This is a genomic window from uncultured Lacinutrix sp. (genome assembly GCF_947500325.1).
Taxonomy (GTDB): domain Bacteria; phylum Bacteroidota; class Bacteroidia; order Flavobacteriales; family Flavobacteriaceae; genus Lacinutrix.
Window position 1 is genome coordinate 193,036 of the sequence record NZ_CANMRQ010000005.1, and the last position, 19,803, is coordinate 212,838.

General features: G+C 30.9%; 14 protein-coding genes. 13 read left to right on the forward strand and 1 reads right to left on the reverse strand.

Translation table 11 applies throughout. The annotated features are described in order from the left end of the window. The first annotated feature begins 33 nt into the window (after positions 1-33). The 6 genes from Q0997_RS08920 to Q0997_RS08945 all read left to right on the forward strand — a co-directional run bounded on the left by Q0997_RS08920 (position 34) and on the right by Q0997_RS08945 (position 6,411). The gene (locus Q0997_RS08920; protein WP_299887598.1) at positions 34-990 is read left to right on the forward strand and encodes a glycosyltransferase family 2 protein; all 957 of its coding nucleotides are present in this window, start codon (positions 34-36) and stop codon (positions 988-990) included. Between the two features lie 62 nt (positions 991-1,052). After that, a complete protein-coding gene (locus Q0997_RS08925) occupies positions 1,053-2,783 on the forward strand; it encodes a phospho-sugar mutase (RefSeq protein WP_299887600.1) in 1,731 nt (576 codons plus the stop codon). Further along, a complete protein-coding gene (locus tag Q0997_RS08930) occupies positions 2,784-4,613 on the forward strand; it encodes an ABC transporter ATP-binding protein (protein WP_299887602.1) in 1,830 nt (609 codons plus the stop codon). It begins immediately after the preceding gene. A gap of 318 nt (positions 4,614-4,931) precedes the next feature. Then, the gene (locus tag Q0997_RS08935; RefSeq protein WP_299887606.1) at positions 4,932-5,474 is read left to right on the forward strand and encodes an RNA polymerase sigma factor; all 543 of its coding nucleotides are present in this window, start codon (positions 4,932-4,934) and stop codon (positions 5,472-5,474) included. A 33-nt stretch (positions 5,475-5,507) separates the two neighbouring features. Beyond that, on the forward strand, positions 5,508-5,984 hold the full coding sequence (locus tag Q0997_RS08940; protein WP_299887608.1) for a hypothetical protein: 477 nt from the start codon (positions 5,508-5,510) through the stop codon (positions 5,982-5,984). A gap of 13 nt (positions 5,985-5,997) precedes the next feature. Further along, a complete protein-coding gene (locus Q0997_RS08945) occupies positions 5,998-6,411 on the forward strand; it encodes a hypothetical protein (RefSeq protein WP_299887610.1) in 414 nt (137 codons plus the stop codon). A 103-nt stretch (positions 6,412-6,514) separates the two neighbouring features. On the opposite strand, the gene Q0997_RS08950 is transcribed toward Q0997_RS08945, so the two are convergent. Continuing rightward, a complete protein-coding gene (locus Q0997_RS08950; RefSeq protein ID WP_299887612.1) occupies positions 6,515-7,576 on the reverse strand; it encodes an oxidoreductase in 1,062 nt (353 codons plus the stop codon). Positions 7,577-7,699: 123 nt separating this feature from the next. Here Q0997_RS08950 and Q0997_RS08955 point away from each other — a divergent pair, with 123 nt between their 5' ends. The 7 genes from Q0997_RS08955 to Q0997_RS08985 all read left to right on the forward strand — a co-directional run bounded on the left by Q0997_RS08955 (position 7,700) and on the right by Q0997_RS08985 (position 19,797). After that, entirely contained in the window at positions 7,700-8,911 is a 1,212-nt protein-coding gene (locus tag Q0997_RS08955) for an RsmB/NOP family class I SAM-dependent RNA methyltransferase (RefSeq protein ID WP_299887615.1), read from the forward strand. A gap of 12 nt (positions 8,912-8,923) precedes the next feature. Then, complete coding sequence (locus Q0997_RS08960) at positions 8,924-9,919, forward strand: endonuclease (RefSeq protein WP_299887618.1); 996 nt, start codon at positions 8,924-8,926, stop codon at positions 9,917-9,919. 47 nt (positions 9,920-9,966) lie between these two features. Beyond that, positions 9,967-12,408, forward strand: coding sequence for an endonuclease (locus tag Q0997_RS08965; protein WP_299887620.1), 2,442 nt, complete (start codon positions 9,967-9,969; stop codon positions 12,406-12,408). Between the two features lie 174 nt (positions 12,409-12,582). Further along, the gene (gene purL, locus Q0997_RS08970) at positions 12,583-16,239 is read left to right on the forward strand and encodes a phosphoribosylformylglycinamidine synthase (protein ID WP_299887623.1); all 3,657 of its coding nucleotides are present in this window, start codon (positions 12,583-12,585) and stop codon (positions 16,237-16,239) included. 145 nt (positions 16,240-16,384) lie between these two features. Further along, positions 16,385-17,191 (forward strand): AraC family transcriptional regulator, encoded by an 807-nt coding sequence (locus tag Q0997_RS08975; RefSeq protein WP_299887625.1) that lies wholly within the window; start codon positions 16,385-16,387, stop codon positions 17,189-17,191. Positions 17,192-17,454: 263 nt separating this feature from the next. Continuing rightward, entirely contained in the window at positions 17,455-19,227 is a 1,773-nt protein-coding gene (locus tag Q0997_RS08980) for a long-chain fatty acid--CoA ligase (protein ID WP_299887627.1), read from the forward strand. A gap of 120 nt (positions 19,228-19,347) precedes the next feature. Then, positions 19,348-19,797, forward strand: a complete 450-nt coding sequence (locus Q0997_RS08985; protein ID WP_299887630.1) for a MarR family transcriptional regulator — start codon at positions 19,348-19,350, stop codon at positions 19,795-19,797. Positions 19,798-19,803: the final 6 nt, after the last annotated feature.

Here is a 19,803-nt window from a genome sequence, read left to right on the forward strand (position 1 = left end):
TATATATTTGAATAATCATTTTCAAATACATTTATGAACATATCAGTAGTCATACCACTACTTAACGAAGAAGAATCACTTACAGAATTACACGATTGGATTGCAAAAGTCATGCAATCCAATCGTTTTTCTCATGAAATTATATTTATTGACGATGGCAGTACAGATAAATCTTGGACTACCATAGAATCTCTATCTCAAAAGGACAATAACGTTAAAGGCATACGATTTTTAAAAAACTTTGGAAAATCTCAAGCTTTACATGCTGGATTTGATAAAGCTAAAGGAGACGTAGTAATTACAATGGATGCCGACTTACAAGACAATCCTGAAGAGATCCCATCACTTTACAATAAAATCACAAAAGAAAACTTTGATTTAGTATCTGGCTGGAAAAAGAAACGATACGATAATAAATTTACAAAAAACCTACCTTCAAAACTCTTTAATTGGGCTGCGCGTAAAACATCTGGAGTAATTCTTAACGATTTTAATTGCGGTCTTAAAGCCTACAAAAATAATGTTGTAAAAAACATTGATGTTAATGGCGAAATGCATCGTTATATACCAGTACTTGCTAAAAATGCTGGGTTTACAAAAATTGGAGAGCAAATAGTAAAACACCAAGCTAGAAAATATGGCGAAACCAAATTTGGTATGGATCGTTTTATTAATGGCTTTTTAGACCTTATAACCATTTGGTTTATTTCTCGTTTTGGTAAACGTCCCATGCACCTTTTTGGAGCTCTAGGTGTTATTATGTTTACTATTGGCTTTGCTTTTGCTGCTTATATAGGAATTGACAAAATATTTTTCCACACTTCAGGAAGACTTATTACTCAAAGACCTCAGTTTTATATAGCTTTAACGACTATGATTATTGGGTCACAATTTTTTATTGCAGGATTTCTAGGTGAAATAATATTACGTAGCAAAGAAAATAAAAAACGTTACTTAGTAAAAGAAGAACTAAATATTGTTCTAAATTAACAAGGCCTTAATTTTTAGCTTTTTTAATATTGCGTATTTTTGCGCACATATAGTACATAATTATGATATACATAGAACCAGAATTATTAAAACGTGTAAATACATGGTTAACACCTTCATTTGATAAAGATACGCAACTATATATTAAAGACTTAATTGGTACCAACCCAAAAGAACTTAAAGAGAGTTTTTATAAAGATTTAGAATTTGGTACTGGCGGTATGCGTGGTATAATGGGTATTGGAACTAATCGTATAAACAAATACACTTTAGGGAAAAATACGCAAGGCATAAGTGACTATATGTATAAAGTATTTCCTGACGAAAAACTAAAAGTTGCTATAGCTTTCGATTGTAGACATAATAGCAAATCTCTTGCTAAAATTGTTGCCAATGTTTTTTCTGCAAATAATATTGAAGTTTTTTTATTTGAAGACCTACGTCCTACGCCTGAATTATCTTTTGCTTTAAAGCATTTAAACTGCCATTGTGGTATTGTTTTAACTGCATCACATAATCCTCCAGAATACAATGGTTACAAAGTATATTGGCAAGATGGTGGGCAATTGGTTCCACCTCAAGATTCAGAAATCATTAATATTATAAATACTTTAGATTATGCTGAAATTAAATTTGAAGCTAATGAGGCGCTTATTAATTATATAGGAAAAGAAATTGACGATATATTTATTAACGCTTCGGTAAAAAACGGAAGCTTTAACACTTCTGCCGCAGCTAGAGAAAAATTAAATATTGTTTTTACATCACTACACGGCACATCAATAACAACTATTCCTGAAACGTTTAAACGTGCTGGTTATACTAATGTAAATATTGTTGAAGAGCAAAGAAAACCTAATGGAGACTTTCCTACTGTAACATCACCAAATCCTGAAGAACCTGAAGCTTTAAAAATGGCTTTAGACTTAGCTCAAAAAGTGAATGGTGATATAGTTATTGGTACAGATCCAGATAGTGATCGTGTTGGTATTGCAGTAAGAAATCTAAATAATGAGTTAATATTGCTTAACGGAAACCAAACGATGGTTTTAATGACTAATTTTTTATTAAAACAATGGAAGATTAACAATAAGATTAATGGCAATCAATTTATAGGAAGTACTATTGTTTCTACACCAATGATGAGTACTTTAGCTAAAGCGTATAACGTAGAATGTAAAATTGGGTTAACCGGTTTTAAATGGATTGCCAAAATGATTAAAGATTTTCCAACTGTAGATTTTATTGGCGGCGGAGAAGAAAGTTTTGGTTTTATGGTTGGTGATTTTGTTCGCGATAAAGATGCAAATACATCGGCTTTATTAGCTTGTGAAATTGCAGCTCAAGCTAAAGAAAAAGGAAGTTCATTATATAAAGAATTAATTGACATATATAATGAACATGGTTTCTATAAAGAACGCTTAGTCTCAATTACCAAAAAAGGTATAGAAGGCGCTCAAGAAATTAAACAAATGATGATTGATGCCAGAGAAAACCCATTAACAGAAGTTAATGGTTCTAAAGTAATAAGCATTGAAGACTATCAATTATCTATTACTAAAAACATTGCCACTGGAGAGACCAATACTATTACAATACCTAAATCTAATGTATTAATTTATTATACAGAAGATGGAAGCAAAATAGCACTAAGGCCAAGTGGTACAGAACCAAAAATAAAATTTTATATAAGTGTGAATACCGCATTAGACAATGTGGCAGAGTTTATAGAAACGGAACAACAATTGGAAACAAGGATTGATGCAATTTTAAAAGACATGAATCTTAACTAAATGAATTATTATTTAAAAAAAATATTAGCTTACGCTATACCTTATAAAAGGTATGCCATTTTAAACATTATATGTAATATTTTTTACGCATTATTTAGTACTCTATCTATGATAGCCTTAATCCCTATGGTTAATGTCTTATTTGATGATACAAAAAAAATATTTATTAAACCTACTTGGAATGGAATAATACATTCTAAAGATTATTTTGTAAAACTTTTTAATTACACTATAACTCAAAAACAGATTAACGAAGGACCTGAAAGCACTTTGTTTTTTATAGTCAGCATAATAATTGTATTGTTTTTACTAAAAAACTTTTTCGGCTATCTTTCATTATTTTATATAACCTTTTTAAGAAATGGAGTATTAAAAGATGTTAGAAATAAAATGTATTCTAAAATTTTAGATTTACCTATTTCTTTTTATTCTGAAAAACGAAAAGGTGATACTATATCAAGAATAACTACAGATGTAGCAATAGTACAAAATTCCTTTTTATCTGTTCTAGAATTAATAGTTAGAGAACCTCTAACTATTATTTTCGCAATTACTGTCATGCTATTTTTAAGTGTTAAACTTACTATTTTTGTTTTCCTATTTATACCTATTTCTGGATTTATCATTTCATTCCTTGGTAAAAACTTAAAAAAGAAGTCACATAAAGTTCAAGGTGAAGTTGGTATTTTTCTGTCTTTATTAGAAGAAACTTTAGGAGGATTAAAAGTAATCAAAGGTTTTAATGCAGAAGCAAGTTTTAATAATAAATTTCAAGAATCTACAAGTCGTTATTTTAATTTCTCTAATTCTCTACTAAACAGACAAAATTTAGCTTCTCCTGTAAGTGAGTTTTTAGGAATTCTAACAATAGCTGGTGTTTTATTATATGGAGGAAATCTAGTTTTTATTCAAAAAACATTAGATGGAGGAAGTTTTATTGGGTTTATGCTTTTAGCTTATCAAATTCTAACACCTGCAAAAGCTATTAGTAAAGCATCGTATTCTGTAAAGTTAGGAAATGCAGCAGCAGAACGTGTATTAGAAATAATAGAAACAGAAAGCTCAATAGCTGATAATATTGATGCTAAATTAAAGACTCAATTTAATAATGAAATTAGTATAAATAATATTTCATTTAAATATGAAGATCATTATGTTTTAAAAGATTTTAGTATTAAAGTCCCAAAAGGAAAAACTGTTGCCTTGGTAGGGCAATCTGGTAGTGGAAAAAGTACAATTGCAAATTTAGTAACTCGATTTTATGATGTTAATAAAGGTAGCATTACAATAGATGGTGAAAATATAAAAGACTTAACAAAACACTCGTTAAGAAGTTTAATGGGTTTAGTAACTCAAGATTCTATTCTATTTAATGAAACAATTAAAAACAATATTCTTATTGGCAAAGAAGATGCTACAGACGAAGAAGTTATTGAAGCCTTAAAAATAGCAAATGCATGGGAGTTTGTTAAAGAATTACCTAATGGCATGAATACCAACATTGGCGATTCTGGAAATAAATTATCTGGCGGACAAAAGCAGCGTTTAAGTATTGCTAGAGCTGTACTCAAAAATCCTCCAATCATGGTATTAGATGAAGCAACCTCAGCACTTGATACTGAAAGTGAACGTTTAGTACAAATTGCACTCGAAAACATGATGAAGAATAGAACATCTATAGTTATAGCACATAGATTATCTACTATTCAAAATGCAGATGAAATTATTGTAATGCAAAAAGGTGAAATTGCAGAACAAGGAAAACATGATGAATTAATTGCAAAAGATGGTATCTATAAAAAGTTAGTAGATATGCAAAGTTTTGAGTAACTCTAAAAACTTAAAAAAATAAAAAAGGATAAACTATATAGTTTATCCTTTTTATTCTCTGCTAGATTTGGGGCAAAAACTAACAATGCTTAGTAGGTTTATTGATGTAAAAATATATTAAAAAAATGTTAAAAACAAATTTTTAACGCTTTTAATCGATACTTATCAACACTTAATCGATGTTTTTACTTGCAAAATACTGATAATCAACATTTTAAATTGTTAATAAAAAACACCATTTATTTATAACAAAAAATAAAAAATCAAACTAATTTTAAACCAAAACAAATTGTTAGAGTCTAAAGTAAAAATCAAAGTTTGACAGACGACAAAACACTTGTAGCACAATTACAGATACCTGAAAAAAAAGATATAGCCTTTAAAGAGCTTGTATCTCTTTATAAAGAACGCTTATATTGGCACATTAGAAATATTGTTAAGTCTCATGACGACACAGATGATGTATTACAAAATACGTTTATAAAAGTATATAAGGGTATTGATAAATTTAAAGGTGACAGTAAGTTATACTCATGGCTATATCGTATTGCAACAAACGAAGCAATAACACAACTAAATAAAAATGCTAGACGCTTACAAATTACAAGTGAAGAAGTACAAAATATAGCTATTAATAATTTAGAATCCGATGTTTATTTTGAAGGAGATGCCATTCAATTAAAACTTCAAAAAGCAATAGCTACTTTACCAAACAAACAACAACTCGTTTTCAATATGAAATATTTTCAAGATTTAAAGTACAAAGAAATGTCTCAAATATTAGAAACGAGTGAAGGTGCTCTAAAAGCATCTTATAGTATTGCTATAAAAAAATTAGAAGCTTATTTAACAAGTAATTAAACCATTTATAATATATATAGTCTTATAAATAAGATGAATAATAAAAATTTACATAATATAAAGAATTCAGGATTCAAAGTTCCTGAAAACTATTTTAGTAAACTTGAAGACTCTATTATAACAGAAGTTAAATTAAAAAATTCTGCAAATAATACTGGTTTTAAAATACCTGAAAATTATTTTGATGAATTTGAAGTTCCTATAAAAAAAGAAACAAAGATAATTTCACTTTTTAATAGAAAAAATATAATAACGATTTCTAGTATTGCTGCTGCTATTGTATTATTGTTTAGCTTAAATATATTTAACAATAAAACACTATCTATTAACGATTTAAACACTGAAACTGTAGACAATTACATTTTAGATGAAACAAACGATTTTGAGTTAGCAGATTTATTTCTAGAAAACGAACTTGATGAAACTCAATTTATAGACTACGATATTAGTGATGATACTTTAGAATCTTATTTAGAGTCTGTAGAAGTGAATGAACTATTTATAGAATAAAAAATTAAAAAAAATGAAGAAATTATTAATCCCATTTATAGTTTTATTTATATCGGCAAATACTTTTGCGCAAAGATTAAATAAAGACAAAGTAAAAGCTTTAAAAATTGCTCATATTACTGAGGAATTAAATTTAACAGAAAAAGAAGCACAAGCCTTTTGGCCTATTTATAATGCAAATGAAGAAGCCCGAATTAAGCTTAAAGAAAACTCAGGGTTAAAGCGAACAAAAAGTATCGATGACTTAACTGAAGATGAGGCAAAAAGTCATTTAGAAGGTATTATCAAAATGGAATATAAAAAACAAGAATTATATCATAGTTATTTATTTAAACTTAGTAAGATATTGTCAGCTAAAAAAATATTGAAACTCATGAAAGCAGATCGATCATTTAGACAAAAAATGATTAAAGAGTTTAAAGACTGACATCGAGGAGAACGAAAAGAGTTTAAAAAACGTAAACAACAAGAACGAAATTAAAATAAAAAAGCAGCTCATGGCTGCTTTTTTACTTATTATAATTTACTTATTATCTAAAAGTAAGTTTCGCTATACGTTTACTACCTGCGGCATAGGCTACACTATCATTTACAAAACGTAAAGTATAAAAACCTTCATCGCTTAAATGTTTCCAACTAATACCTGCATCATTTGAATAATCTATTCCTTTAAATCCAACTACTACTAATTCTTCACCTTTTCTATTAGGAATATATTGAACACAACTTCTATAACCCGGATTTTGATATTGTGCCACTAAATCCCATGTCTTTCCGCCATCTTTGGTTTTTATTTTATTTGCAATATTATCTTCTGGTTTTGTGTAATCGCCTCCAATAGCAAATCCATTATTCTCATCATAAAAATCTATAGAATACATTCCTGTAGTTTCTACACCTTGTATAATTGGTGTTTCAAAAACGTCCCATGTTTTGCCTTTATTTGGAGAGAATAACACGCGACTTGCCTTTCCTCCTGTTGCAACCCAAGTTTTATCTCCTACAATAGCAATATTAGTATCACTAGCCGCAAAAGCAGCTTCACCTTCTTTTGCCTTTGGTAATACATCGCAAGGCAATTTAGTCCATGTTGCTCCGCCATCTCTAGTAATAATAACACTCATACAATCGTCTGTTGGATCTCCTATAGCAATTCCCTCTTTATCATTCCAAAAGTCCATTGAATCGTAAAATGCTTTTTCGTGGTTTTCTTGATAAACTAATTCTCCATCTTTAAATAATTTTGCAGGACTTCCTATTGATAACGTATATGAATAATCACCTTGAAATGCAGAAGCTCTAAAATTATTCACTTGAAGAGAGTCTTCTTCGTATTTAAAATAGTTTCCTTTTTCAAAACTATCCATATGACTCAAAATCATTCGATATATCTCACCATTTGATGTTGCAGCAATAACTCTTCCTTCATTCACTTCCAAAGCTCTAACATTTAAAGTAGAATCTTGCAACAATAAACCTATTTCTACTTCTTTAATATCTCTTGGCGTAAATTCTACTTCTGTTTTTTTAATATCTTTTTTACAAGAAAAACAAACAATTAAAAATAGAATTAAAATAATTTTATATTTCATGTTTTATATTTTTTTAGAAAGATAAAACTTTCCAATTAACTCATAAACAAAACAATCAAATAAACTTTTTAACGTACCTTTGCACGCTGTTTTTCAAGAAATTCAGGCAATAATTTATAGACAATGAGATTACACAGAAATTTATGTTTTGCAACGGTTGATGGTTTATTACTAATCTTTAACGAAGGTCAATATGCAGATAAAGTAGTACAACAACTTTTAAAGCGTGATAAGCGTTGGGGAAGTAGAGACAGAGGCTTTGTTGCAGAAACAACTTATGATATTGTGCGTTGGAAACGATTGTATGCAGAAATTGCTCAGGTAAAAGAGCCGTTTTCTCGTGACGATATTTGGAGATTATTTGCAGTTTGGGCAACACTAAAGGGTATTAAATTACCTGATTGGAAATATTTTGAAGGTACGCCTACACGAAAAATAAAAGGGCGGTTTGACGAACTATCGAAGATTAGAAAAATAAAAGAATCTTTTGCAGACTGGATGGATGCTTTAGCTGCAAAAGAATTAGGAGAAGCAACTTGGAATAAAGAAGCAGTAGCTTTAAACCAACAAGCAGATGTTATTTTAAGAGTAAATACATTAAAAACCACTAAAGAAAAATTACAAGCTGAGCTTTTTGATTTAGATATAGAAACAGAAGCTATTAAAGGTTATCCTGATGCTCTTAAATTAGCCCAACGTGGAAATGTATTTACAACTGAAGCTTTTAAAAAAGGGTTTTTCGAAGTACAAGATGCCTCTTCACAATTGGTTGCAGAGTTTCTTGATGTAAAAGGTGGAATGAAAGTTGTAGATACATGTGCAGGTGCTGGTGGTAAAACATTACATATTGCTGCCTTAATGGAAAACAAAGGACAAGTAATTGCAATGGATATTTATGAAAATAAATTAAAAGAGCTAAAACGTCGTGCTAAACGTAATGGAGCTCATAATATAGAAATGCGCGTTATAGACTCTACAAAACCAATTAAAAAATTATACGATAAAGCAGATCGTGTGTTAATAGACGCACCGTGTTCTGGCTTAGGTGTTTTGAGAAGAAATCCAGATGCAAAATGGAAATTACAACCTGAGTTTATTGATAAAATAAAACAAACGCAGCAAGATATTTTAAATAGTTATTCTAGAATGGTAAAACCTGGAGGGAAATTAGTTTATGCTACTTGCTCTATTTTACCTTCAGAAAATCAAGAACAAGTTAACAACTTTTTAGCATCTGAAAACGGAAAAGCCTTTAACTTTGTAAAGGACAAAAAGATTTTAAGTCATGAATCTGGTTTTGATGGATTTTATATGGCATTATTAGAAAAAAAATAAAACAATTGTAATATGAAACACTTTTACACCATACTAACTTTATTTTTAACAGTATACAGTTACGGGCAATTAACACCGCCAACAGAGTTACAAGCATATTATAATGATGTCGATTTTACTACAACTGGCACTACTCTATTTGACGATTTAGCAATAGAAACAATAGCAAAACATACAAACATATTAGATTACAGCGAAAGACACGATTATCTATATGATGCAGATGAAGATCTAACATTACCAACTCCATCTAATGTTATTTTAATGTATACTGGTGAGAGTCGTAGTGATGATGAGTGGTTATCTGGTTCTAATCCCAATCCAACTCAAACATTTAACACAGAACATGTATATCCACAATCTTTAATTGGAAATACTGCTCGTGGAGATTTACACCATTTAAGAACTTGTGACATTACTATTAACTCTAATAGAGGAAACGATCCTTTTGCCGATGTTGCAGTACCTAGTGGGTATCAAGATTTAGGCAATAGTTGGTTTCCTGGAGATGAATGGAAAGGAGATGTTGCCAGAATGATTATGTATTTAAATCTAAGGTATGATGAGCCCTTTAATGATGTTGGAACACTAGCCCTATTTTTAGAATGGAATGCAGAAGACCCTGTTTCAGATTTTGAAGACAACAGACAATCTATTATTGCTGGAGCACAAGGTAATAGAAACCCTTTTATAGATAATCCATATATAGCTACAGTTATTTGGGGAGGAACTCCTGCTGAAAATCGTTGGACTAATCTTTCAGTAGATGAGTTTTCAAAAAAAACTATTCGCATTTACCCAAACCCATTAACATCATCAATTTTAACAATTGAAACGAATACCAATACCAATTATAAAATTTATGATATCTTAGGGAAACAAGTCCTTTCTGGAAAAGTTAGCCAACAAAATAATAAAGTAAATACTCAAAGTTTAAATAAAGGGGTTTACATATTAAAATTAGAAACTGCAAAAGGAAAAATCACCAAGAAACTAATAAAATCATAAAATCAATAGTTCCCCAAAACCATTGTTTTATTTAAATCCTACTAAGAATGAAAAAACTATACTTTGCGTTAAGCTTAATATTAATAAGTACTCTTGCTCTTGCTCAAGTTCCTGCTAATTATTATAATAGTGCTAATGGTTTAACTGGCTACTCTTTAAAAACTGAACTAAGAAATATTACTACTAGTGGTCACACACCAAGAAGTTATGATCAGTTATTTGATGGAGCAGGAATTTCTGGATCACAAGGTTATATAGATACCCACTCTGATGTTAGTGTATCTTCTGGACAAAATTATGAAAATGACGGAAGCATTTTAGATATGTATTCTGAAAATCCAGAAGACAATGATACAAATCCATTAAATGCAACACCATATAATGATCCCTATTTATATAATCATGGTTTAAAGCAATGCGGTAATCAATCAGCCGAAGGTGACTGTTACAATAGAGAACATTTAGTGCCATCATCGTCATGGGGTTCATCAGAATCGACGCCAATGTTTACAGATATTCATCATGTAATTCCAACAGATGGAAGAGTAAATAATTTTAGAGGCACCTTACCTTTTGGAAAAGTAGTAGAACCAAACCCTACAGATTTCACTTCATTAAATGGTTCAAAAAGAGGTCCTAGTGATACTGTTGGCTTTTCTGGAACTATGTTTGAACCTATAGATGAATTTAAAGGTGACATTGCTAGAGCTCTACTGTATTTCGCAACTCGATATCAAAACAATGTAGATACCTATAATTTTGATATGTTTAATGGGACTGAAAATCAAGCATTTGAAGATTGGGCCATTGCTATTTTACTAGATTGGCATAATAATGTAGATCCTGTAGATCAAAGAGAAAGAGAAAGAAATGATGCCGCCTATAATTTTCAAGGCAATGCAAATCCTTTTGTTGACCATCCAGAATATGCGAACTTAATATGGAATCCTACACCAGATAACATAGACCCAACAACGCCAACAAATCTAATAGCTTCAAATCCTACTGCTTCAACAGTCGATTTAGCTTGGACCGCTTCAACAGATAATATTGGTGTAGTAACATACGATGTATATGTAAATGGGACATTTTATGTAACAACAAACTCTATAACTACAACCTATACCGTTACAGGCTTAAATCCTGAAACTACATATGTTTTTACTTTATTAGCAAAAGATGCAGCAGGTAATATGTCAATGCAAAGTAATTCTGTTAACGAAACAACAATCGCTGGACCACCAACAGGCACAGATTGTGTTAGTGAAACCTTTGAAACCATTCCTAATAACGGTTCTTCTTATTCAAGTTTTTCATGGACTGGTATAGATGGCATTACTAATGGATGGAATGCTACAGATTCTAGAACAGATCAAACTATTACAGCAAAAGCAGTAACTGTTAGAAATGGAACATTAACCTCTCCATCAATAGCTGGAGGTATTGGAGAACTAACTGTAACTACTAAACGTGTTTTTAGTGGTGGCAGTGGTACATTTACATTAAGAGTAAATGGTTCTGCAGTTGGAACTGTTGCCTACAGCGATGTAGAACAAAACATCACTATTTCTAATATTAATATAGAAGGAAATGTCTCTATTTCTTTTACAGACAAAGCATCAACATCAGACCGTGTATCTATTGATAATTTATCTTGGACATGCTACTCTGCACCAAGTGATTTAAAACTATCAGCAAAGGTATATTTACAAGGTCCGGCTATAAATAGAAGTGCTGTTATTGGTGAAGAAAATTGGATGCGAGATGATTTAAGAGTAAATAACTTAATACCAACTACCAGTCCATATGATGTAACAACATGCGATGCGTCTATTTTTAATACAACTGGAGCAAATGCAATTGTAGATTGGGTTTTAGTACAATTACGAGATGCAAATAATAATACTTCAATAATAGAAAGTCAATCGGCGTTACTACAACGAGATGGAAATATTGTAGCAATAGATGGAGTTTCTGAATTAAGTTTTAGCTCTCCTCCTACCGATTATTTTATTACAGTAAAACACCGTAATCATTTAGGTATTATGACTATTGGAGCTGTTACGCTTTCAAATACAATATTAGTGGTAGACTTTACAGATAACAGTACTCCTATTACTAATGGAACAGACGCTCAAACTTCATTTGGAATGCCAAATGGAATCTTAGCAATGTGGGCAGGTGATAGTAATAGCGATGGCCGCTTAAATTACTCTGGCGCTTTATCTGATGTTCCAGGAATTAGAAGTCAAGTATTCAATGATCCTAATAACTCTGTATTTGGTGGACCTCCAGTAGCTAGTTACCCATCTTCTGGTTATAATTCTACAGATATAGACATGGATGGTGTTACTGTATATTCTGGAGCTTCAAGTGATGTATTACATGTAAGAAATAACATCTTTAATAATCCATCAAACTCAGTATTTGGTGGACCACCAACATCTACTTATGTATTTATACAACAACTTCCTGAAGGTGCTAATTAATAATATATGACTTCATAAATACTTTAATAAAAAAGCGATTCTATAGAGTCGTTTTTTTTATGGTTAATAACCAAGTGAATAACTCTATAATTAATCGTTGTTTTTTATAAAAGAATACTACTAAAAAACTTAAATTTGTGCTTTTAAAAATCAACATACAAACTAAACAATATAATGATTCACTTCTTCGGAAACCAAAACAGTAAAGTATTTGCTGTTCAAGCAACAAAAGAATTATCAACTGAAACCATTTCAAAATTGACATGGTTATTTGGCAACCAACCAAAAATAAATGCAGCGTCTCTTGACGCTTTTTTTATTGGTCCTCGTGCTGCCATGATAACACCTTGGAGTACTAATGCGGTAGAGATCACTCAAAACATGGGAATTGAAGGTGTTATTAGAATTGAAGAATTTAAAGCGTCTACAGAAGATTTCTCAGATTTCGATCCAATGATTTCTGAAAAATTTAACAGCTTGAATCAAGACATGTTTACAATCGACATTCAGCCAGAAGCCATTCTTAATATTAAAGATATTTCTGCTTATAATCAACAAGAAGGTTTAGCATTAAGCGATGAAGAAGTTGATTATTTAGAAGGTGTTGCTAAAAAAATTGGTCGACCTCTAACAGATTCTGAGGTTTTTGGTTTTTCTCAAGTCAATTCAGAACACTGTAGACATAAAATATTTAATGGGACTTTCATTATTGATGGTGAAGAAAAGCCAACGTCACTATTTAAATTAATTAAAGAAACATCAAAACAACATCCAAATGATATTGTTTCGGCTTATAAAGATAATGTTGCCTTTATAAAAGGGCCAAAAGTTGAACAATTCGCTCCCAAAACAGCCGATAAGCCCGATTTTTATAAAACAGAAGATTACGATTCTGTAATCTCTCTAAAAGCAGAAACTCATAACTTCCCGACAACTGTAGAACCATTTAATGGAGCTGCAACTGGTTCTGGAGGAGAAATTAGAGATCGACTTGCTGGAGGAAAAGGCTCTCTACCTTTAGCTGGAACAGCAGTATATATGACTTCTTATTCTCGTTTAGAAGAAAACAGACCATGGGAACAAAAAATGGAAGCTAGAGATTGGTTATACCAAACGCCTGTAGACATTTTAATAAAAGCTAGTAATGGTGCTTCAGATTTTGGAAATAAATTTGGCCAACCATTAATTTGCGGTTCAGTTTTAACTTTTGAACACGAACAAGATGCAAGAAAATTAGGCTTCGACAAAGTTATAATGCAAGCTGGAGGTATTGGTTATGGCAAAGCTAATCAAGCTATAAAAGATACACCTAAAGAAGGTGATAAAATAGTAATTCTTGGTGGTGAAAATTATCGTATTGGAATGGGTGGAGCTGCTGTATCTAGTGCCGATACAGGAGAGTTTGCTTCAGGAATAGAACTTAATGCTGTGCAACGTTCTAATCCTGAAATGCAGAAAAGAGCAGCCAATGCTGTTAGAGGCATGGTTGAGAGTGATGAAAACTTTATTGTTTCAATTCACGATCATGGAGCTGGCGGACATTTAAATTGTTTAAGTGAATTAGTAGAAGATACAGGTGGAAAAATAGATTTAGACGCTTTACCTGTTGGTGATCCAACATTATCTGCTAAAGAAATTATTGGTAACGAATCTCAAGAACGTATGGGATTAGTTATTGCAGAAAAACATATAGAAACATTAAATAAAATTGCAGATCGAGAACGCTCACCTATGTATACAGTTGGTGATGTAACTGGTAAGCATCGTTTTACTTTCGAGTCTAAAACCAAAGGAGACAAACCTATGGATTTAGCCTTAGAAGATATGTTTGGAAGTTCACCAAAAACTATAATGAATGATGTTACTGTAGATAGAAACTATGGTGGTATTTCATATAATCCAGATGAATTTTATAACTATTTAGACCAAGTTTTACAACTAGAAGCTGTTGCCTGTAAAGATTGGTTAACAAATAAAGTTGACCGTTGTGTTGGTGGTAAAGTTGCTAAGCAACAATGTGTAGGTCCATTACAAATACCACTTAATAATGTAGGTGTAATGGCTTTAGACTATAAAGGAAAAGAAGGTATTGCAACTTCAATAGGTCACTCCCCTATTTCTGGATTAATTAATCCAGTAGCCGGAAGTCGTAATAGTATTACAGAAGCGTTAACTAATATTATTTGGGCGCCTTTAAAAGACGGTTTACAATCTATCTCTTTATCAGCCAACTGGATGTGGCCTTGTAAAAATGAAGGAGAAGATGCGCGATTATACGAAGCTGTACAAGCCATCTCTGAATACGCAATAGATTTAGGTATTAATGTTCCAACTGGAAAAGATTCTTTATCAATGAAACAGAAATATCCTAATGAAGAGGTTATTTCTCCTGGAACTGTAGTTATTTCTGCTGCAGGTAACTGTAATGCTATTTCAAAAGTTATAGAGCCGGTTTTTAACAAAAACAGTGGAGATATTTATTACATTAATTTATCTCAAGACGATTTTAAATTAGGCGGAAGTTCTTTCGCTCAAATTTTGAATAAAATAGGAAATGATGCACCAAATGTCAATGATTCTGGATTTGTAAAAAATGTATTCAATACTATTCAGCAATTAATAAAAGATGAGCAAATTGTTGCGGGTCATGATGTTGCTTCAGGAGGATTAATAACTACTTTATTAGAATTATGTTTTGCTGATACTAATCTAGGTGCAGAACTTGACATTACAGCTTTAAACCAAAAAGATTCTTGTAAAGTATTATTTGGAGAAAATGCAGGTATAGTATTTCAATCTAAAGACGCTTCAATTGAAGAAGTATTAGCCAATGCTAACATAGAATTCTTCAACATAGGAAAAGTTACAGAAAGTGACACACTTAGTGTAATTAATCAAGCAGAAGTATTTACTATGACAATTTCACGTTTACGAGATGTTTGGTATAAAACCTCTTTCCTACTCGATCAAAAACAAACTGCTAATAATTTAGCTGAAGCGCGTTATAAAAATTATAAAAATCAACCTTTAACTTATACATTTCCTAAACACTTTACGGGAAAATTACCAATAATTGGAACTAACAGACCAAAAGCAGCAATTTTACGTGAAAAAGGCTCAAACTCAGAGCGTGAAATGGCAAATGCTATGTATTTGGCTGGTTTTGATGTTAAAGATGTACACATGACCGATTTAATTTCTGGTCGTGAAGACTTAAAAGACATTCAGTTTTTAGGCGCTGTTGGTGGATTCTCTAATTCAGATGTTTTAGGCTCTGCAAAAGGTTGGGCAGGTGCTATTAAATATAACGACAAAGCAAATAAAGTGATCAACGATTTCTTTAATCGTGAAGATACTTTATCTGTCGGTATTTGCAATGGATGTCAATTATTCATGGAGTTAGATCTTATCAATCCAGAACATGATATTCATGGTAAAATGATTCATAACGATTCTCAAAAACATGAAAGTGCATTTACTTCAGTAGCTATTCAAAAAAACAATTCGGTAATGTTATCCACATTAGAGGGAACAACTTTAGGTGTTTGGATTTCTCATGGAGAAGGTAAATTTAACTTACCAAAAACTGAAGACCAATACAATATTGTAGCAAAATATGGTTATGAAGGCTATCCAAATAATCCAAATGGTTCAGATTTTAATACTGCGATGCTATGTGATAAAACTGGAAGACATTTAGTAACGATGCCACATATAGAACGTTCTACATTCCAATGGAACTGGGCAAATTACCCAGAAAATAGACAAGATGAAGTTTCTCCTTGGATAGAAGCATTTGTTAATGCTAGACTTTGGATTGAAAAGAAATAACCTATAAATAAAACAAAAAAAGTAGCAAATAGCTACTTTTTTTATTCTTCAATAGTTTATCTAATAGATTGAAAATAAAGTGAATTATAGTTTTTTTAGTAAGTAAATTCCTTACTTTTGCGATAATTTACCATCGCTATATTTAATGATTTTCAACTACTTTCAAAGTGAGAAAGCTTCGCATATAATAGATAATTTTTACGAAGTTTATTTTGAGTCCAAAGATATTCCTTTTGAATCTAGGATATTACCAACAGGGCAAAGCCATTTCATTTATGTCGAAACAGAGAAACCTTATGAAATTACATTTTCGAAAGGCACCTTTTACAATAAAGGGTTAATCATTTTTGGTCAATCATTCAGATCGTATAACTTAAAAATTGATAACGAAAGTTCCAATTTTGGCATTAGTTTTCATCCAACTACTTTATATAAGCTATTAAAGGAAGATTTATCAAAATATACCGATAAACATTTATGTTTAAAAAAAGTAAATCTAAAAATATATGAAACTATAAATCCCATCTTTGAAAAAAAAATAAAGAACATAAATAAAGTAAAATTACTTGAAACGGCTTTATTAAACTTACCCATTTACGAAGATAAGTATACAAAGATTATTGATAAAACAATAAAATTTATAAGAGAACATAATGGTTTAATAACTGTAGAAAATATTTTAAATACAATTAACATCTCTCAAAAAAATTTAGAAATTCAGTTTAAAAAAATTGTAGGGCTTACGCCTGGGAAGTATATAAAGTTATATCGTTTTTTTTCGTTAATGAAAAAATATGAAAGCCATGAAGTACAATTAAAAGAGTTGATTGATATGTATAACTATTATGACAGATCTCACTTTATAAAAGACTTTAAACTCTTTATGAATCAGTCTCCAAAAGAGTACTTCAAAAAAAATAATTCGCTTCTCAAAAAGTATTTAAAAGAGTAGATATTACGATTTTTTACTTTTTTGTTTGTCCAATTCTACTTACATTTACATAGAATTTATACTAAATATTTATTTAATTAAATGAAAGTTAAGGGATTCATTTAAAAATAGTTAGTTATTAAATAAACTTAGGTAACGTATAAATTCATGCTATCAATCAATTAGCAGAGGAGCTGTTTTTAACAGCTCCTTTTTTGCCTGTTATTTGTAAATCCCTTATTTATTCATATTTTGCAAGACATTTTAAAATGTTAGCCATACAAATGACAGAAATAACTCGCCTTTTTGATTTTCCTTATTATCAACTTGAAAAACACAATCTTGATAGTGCTTTGGTAACAAAGTACAACGGGAAATGGACTCCAATTTCAACAAAAGAATATGTTGAAAAAGCAAATATGATTAGTCGAGCATTGTTAAGACTTGGGGTTAATAAAAATGATAAAATTGCTATTATATCCACTACCAATAGAACAGAATGGAATATAATGGATATTGGAGTATTACAAGTAGGTGCGCAAAATGTTCCTATTTACCCAACTATTTCTGATGAAGATTATGAATATGTATTAAACCACAGTGGTTCTACATATTGTTTTGTTTCTGATAAAGAAGTCTTAGAAAAAGTAAATAAAGTAAAAGCAAATACCCAAATTAAAGCCGTATACTCTTTTGATAATATTGAAGGATGCAAACATTATTCTGAATTGTTTGAACTTGGAAAAGATGACAGTAACCAACAAGAAGTTCAAGCAAGAAAAGATGATGTAAAACCTGAAGATCTAGCTACAATTATATATACATCAGGTACAACAGGAAAACCAAAAGGCGTTATGTTATCTCACGATAATATAACAAGTAATGCTTTAGATGCATCGCATCGTTTACCAAATTTAGGGCAAGAAACTAGAGTTTTAAGTTTTTTACCAATATGTCACATTTTTGAACGTGTTCTTATCTATATATACCAATATGCTGGTACAACTGTATACTTTGCAGAAGGCATAGATAAAATTGGAGACAATGCTAAAGAAATTAAACCTAATTTAATGAGCGTTGTGCCAAGACTCTTAGAAAAGGTTTTTGATAAAATCATGGCTAAGGCGGAAGATTTATCTGGTATAAAAAAGACATTATTCCATTGGGCAGTTAATTTAGGTGAGCAATGGGAACCTTATGGAAAAAATGGAGCTTGGTATGAATTTAAATTAAAAATTGCGAACAAGCTCATTTTTAGTAAATGGAGAGCTGCTTTAGGAGGAGAATTAACAACTATAGTTTCTGGCTCTGCCCCTTTACAAACTAGATTATCGAAAATATTTTCTGCTGCCGGAATGCAAGTGATGCAAGGCTATGGTCTTACAGAAACCTCACCAGTAGTTTCTGTAGAAATGTATGCCAACAAGCATTTTAGATTAGGAACAGTAGGAAAACCAATTAAAGGCGTCGAAGTAAAAATCGCTGAAGATGGAGAAATCTTAATTAAAGGAAGAAACGTAATGATGGGGTATTTTAAAGATCCAGAAAAGACATCTAGCGTTATGACAGATAACTATTTTCATACTGGTGATAAAGGAGAAGTAGACGCAGATGGTTTCTTAAAAATTACAGGTCGTAAAAAAGAAATGTTTAAAACATCTGGTGGAAAATATGTTATTCCTACACTTTTAGAAAATGAATTAAAACAATCACGTTTTATTGAGCAAGTTATGGTTCTTGGTGAAGGTGAAAAAATGCCAGCAGCTCTTATCCAACCCAATTTTGAGTTTATTCAAGATTGGATAGACAGAAAACAAAAAAGTACAGGAAAATCTGGAGAAGAAATTGCAAACTCTCAAGAAATTAAAGATCGTATTCAAAGAGAAGTAGATACTTGTAACAAAAAATTTGGTAAATGGGAACAAATAAAACGTTTTGAACTCACTCCAGATGTATGGTCTATAGATGGTGGGCATTTAACACCTACAATGAAAATGAAACGTAAGATTATTAAAGATATATATCAAGACCTTTACGATAAAATATATAGGTGTTAAATCTATAAACACCTATACTCTCGCTATTTTATAATTCTAAATTATTTATTTATCAATTTATTATGCGTGCATAATAAATTTTTACTATATTTGGATTTCTATTAACAGAACTCCATTTAAATGAAAGATAAAACTATTGATTATTTACTAAGAACCACATGGTTAGCAGTAAATAAGATGTATAACGAAGAAGCTGCCAAATTCGATTCTACAATGGCAACTGGTTTTACATTATTAAGTATTGATCCTGAAAACGGTACACCTTCAACATCTCTAGGCCCAATTATGGGAATGGAAGCAACTAGCCTTTCACGCATTTTAAAAAAGATGGATGAGTTAGGTTTAATAGAACGTAAACCAAATCCCGAAGATGGTCGTGGCGTTCTTATACATCTAACAGATTTTGGAAAAGAAAAAAGAGAATACTCACGTGATCGTGTATTAACTTTTAATGATGCTGTTAGAAACAATCTTTCTGAAGAGAAACTAAAACATTTTCAAGAAGTTACAGAAACAATTATTGAATTGATCTCAAACAAAAAAATATACAATCAAAAACAAACTGTTTAAAAATAA

What these genes read in the sequence shown, in the direction of transcription:
- Q0997_RS08920 (WP_299887598.1), top strand. Translation starts at nt 34, where the DNA reads ATGAACATATCAGTAGTCATACCACTACTTAACGAAGAAGAATCACTT.
- Q0997_RS08925 (WP_299887600.1), top strand. Translation starts at nt 1,053, where the DNA reads ATGATATACATAGAACCAGAATTATTAAAACGTGTAAATACATGGTTA.
- Q0997_RS08930 (WP_299887602.1), top strand. Translation starts at nt 2,784, where the DNA reads ATGAATTATTATTTAAAAAAAATATTAGCTTACGCTATACCTTATAAA.
- Q0997_RS08940 (WP_299887608.1), top strand. Translation starts at nt 5,508, where the DNA reads ATGAATAATAAAAATTTACATAATATAAAGAATTCAGGATTCAAAGTT.
- Q0997_RS08945 (WP_299887610.1), top strand. Translation starts at nt 5,998, where the DNA reads ATGAAGAAATTATTAATCCCATTTATAGTTTTATTTATATCGGCAAAT.
- Q0997_RS08950 (WP_299887612.1), bottom strand. Translation starts at nt 7,576, where the DNA reads ATGAAATATAAAATTATTTTAATTCTATTTTTAATTGTTTGTTTTTCT.
- Q0997_RS08955 (WP_299887615.1), top strand. Translation starts at nt 7,700, where the DNA reads ATGAGATTACACAGAAATTTATGTTTTGCAACGGTTGATGGTTTATTA.
- Q0997_RS08960 (WP_299887618.1), top strand. Translation starts at nt 8,924, where the DNA reads ATGAAACACTTTTACACCATACTAACTTTATTTTTAACAGTATACAGT.
- Q0997_RS08965 (WP_299887620.1), top strand. Translation starts at nt 9,967, where the DNA reads ATGAAAAAACTATACTTTGCGTTAAGCTTAATATTAATAAGTACTCTT.
- purL (WP_299887623.1), top strand. Translation starts at nt 12,583, where the DNA reads ATGATTCACTTCTTCGGAAACCAAAACAGTAAAGTATTTGCTGTTCAA.
- Q0997_RS08975 (WP_299887625.1), top strand. Translation starts at nt 16,385, where the DNA reads ATGATTTTCAACTACTTTCAAAGTGAGAAAGCTTCGCATATAATAGAT.
- Q0997_RS08980 (WP_299887627.1), top strand. Translation starts at nt 17,455, where the DNA reads ATGACAGAAATAACTCGCCTTTTTGATTTTCCTTATTATCAACTTGAA.
- Q0997_RS08985 (WP_299887630.1), top strand. Translation starts at nt 19,348, where the DNA reads ATGAAAGATAAAACTATTGATTATTTACTAAGAACCACATGGTTAGCA.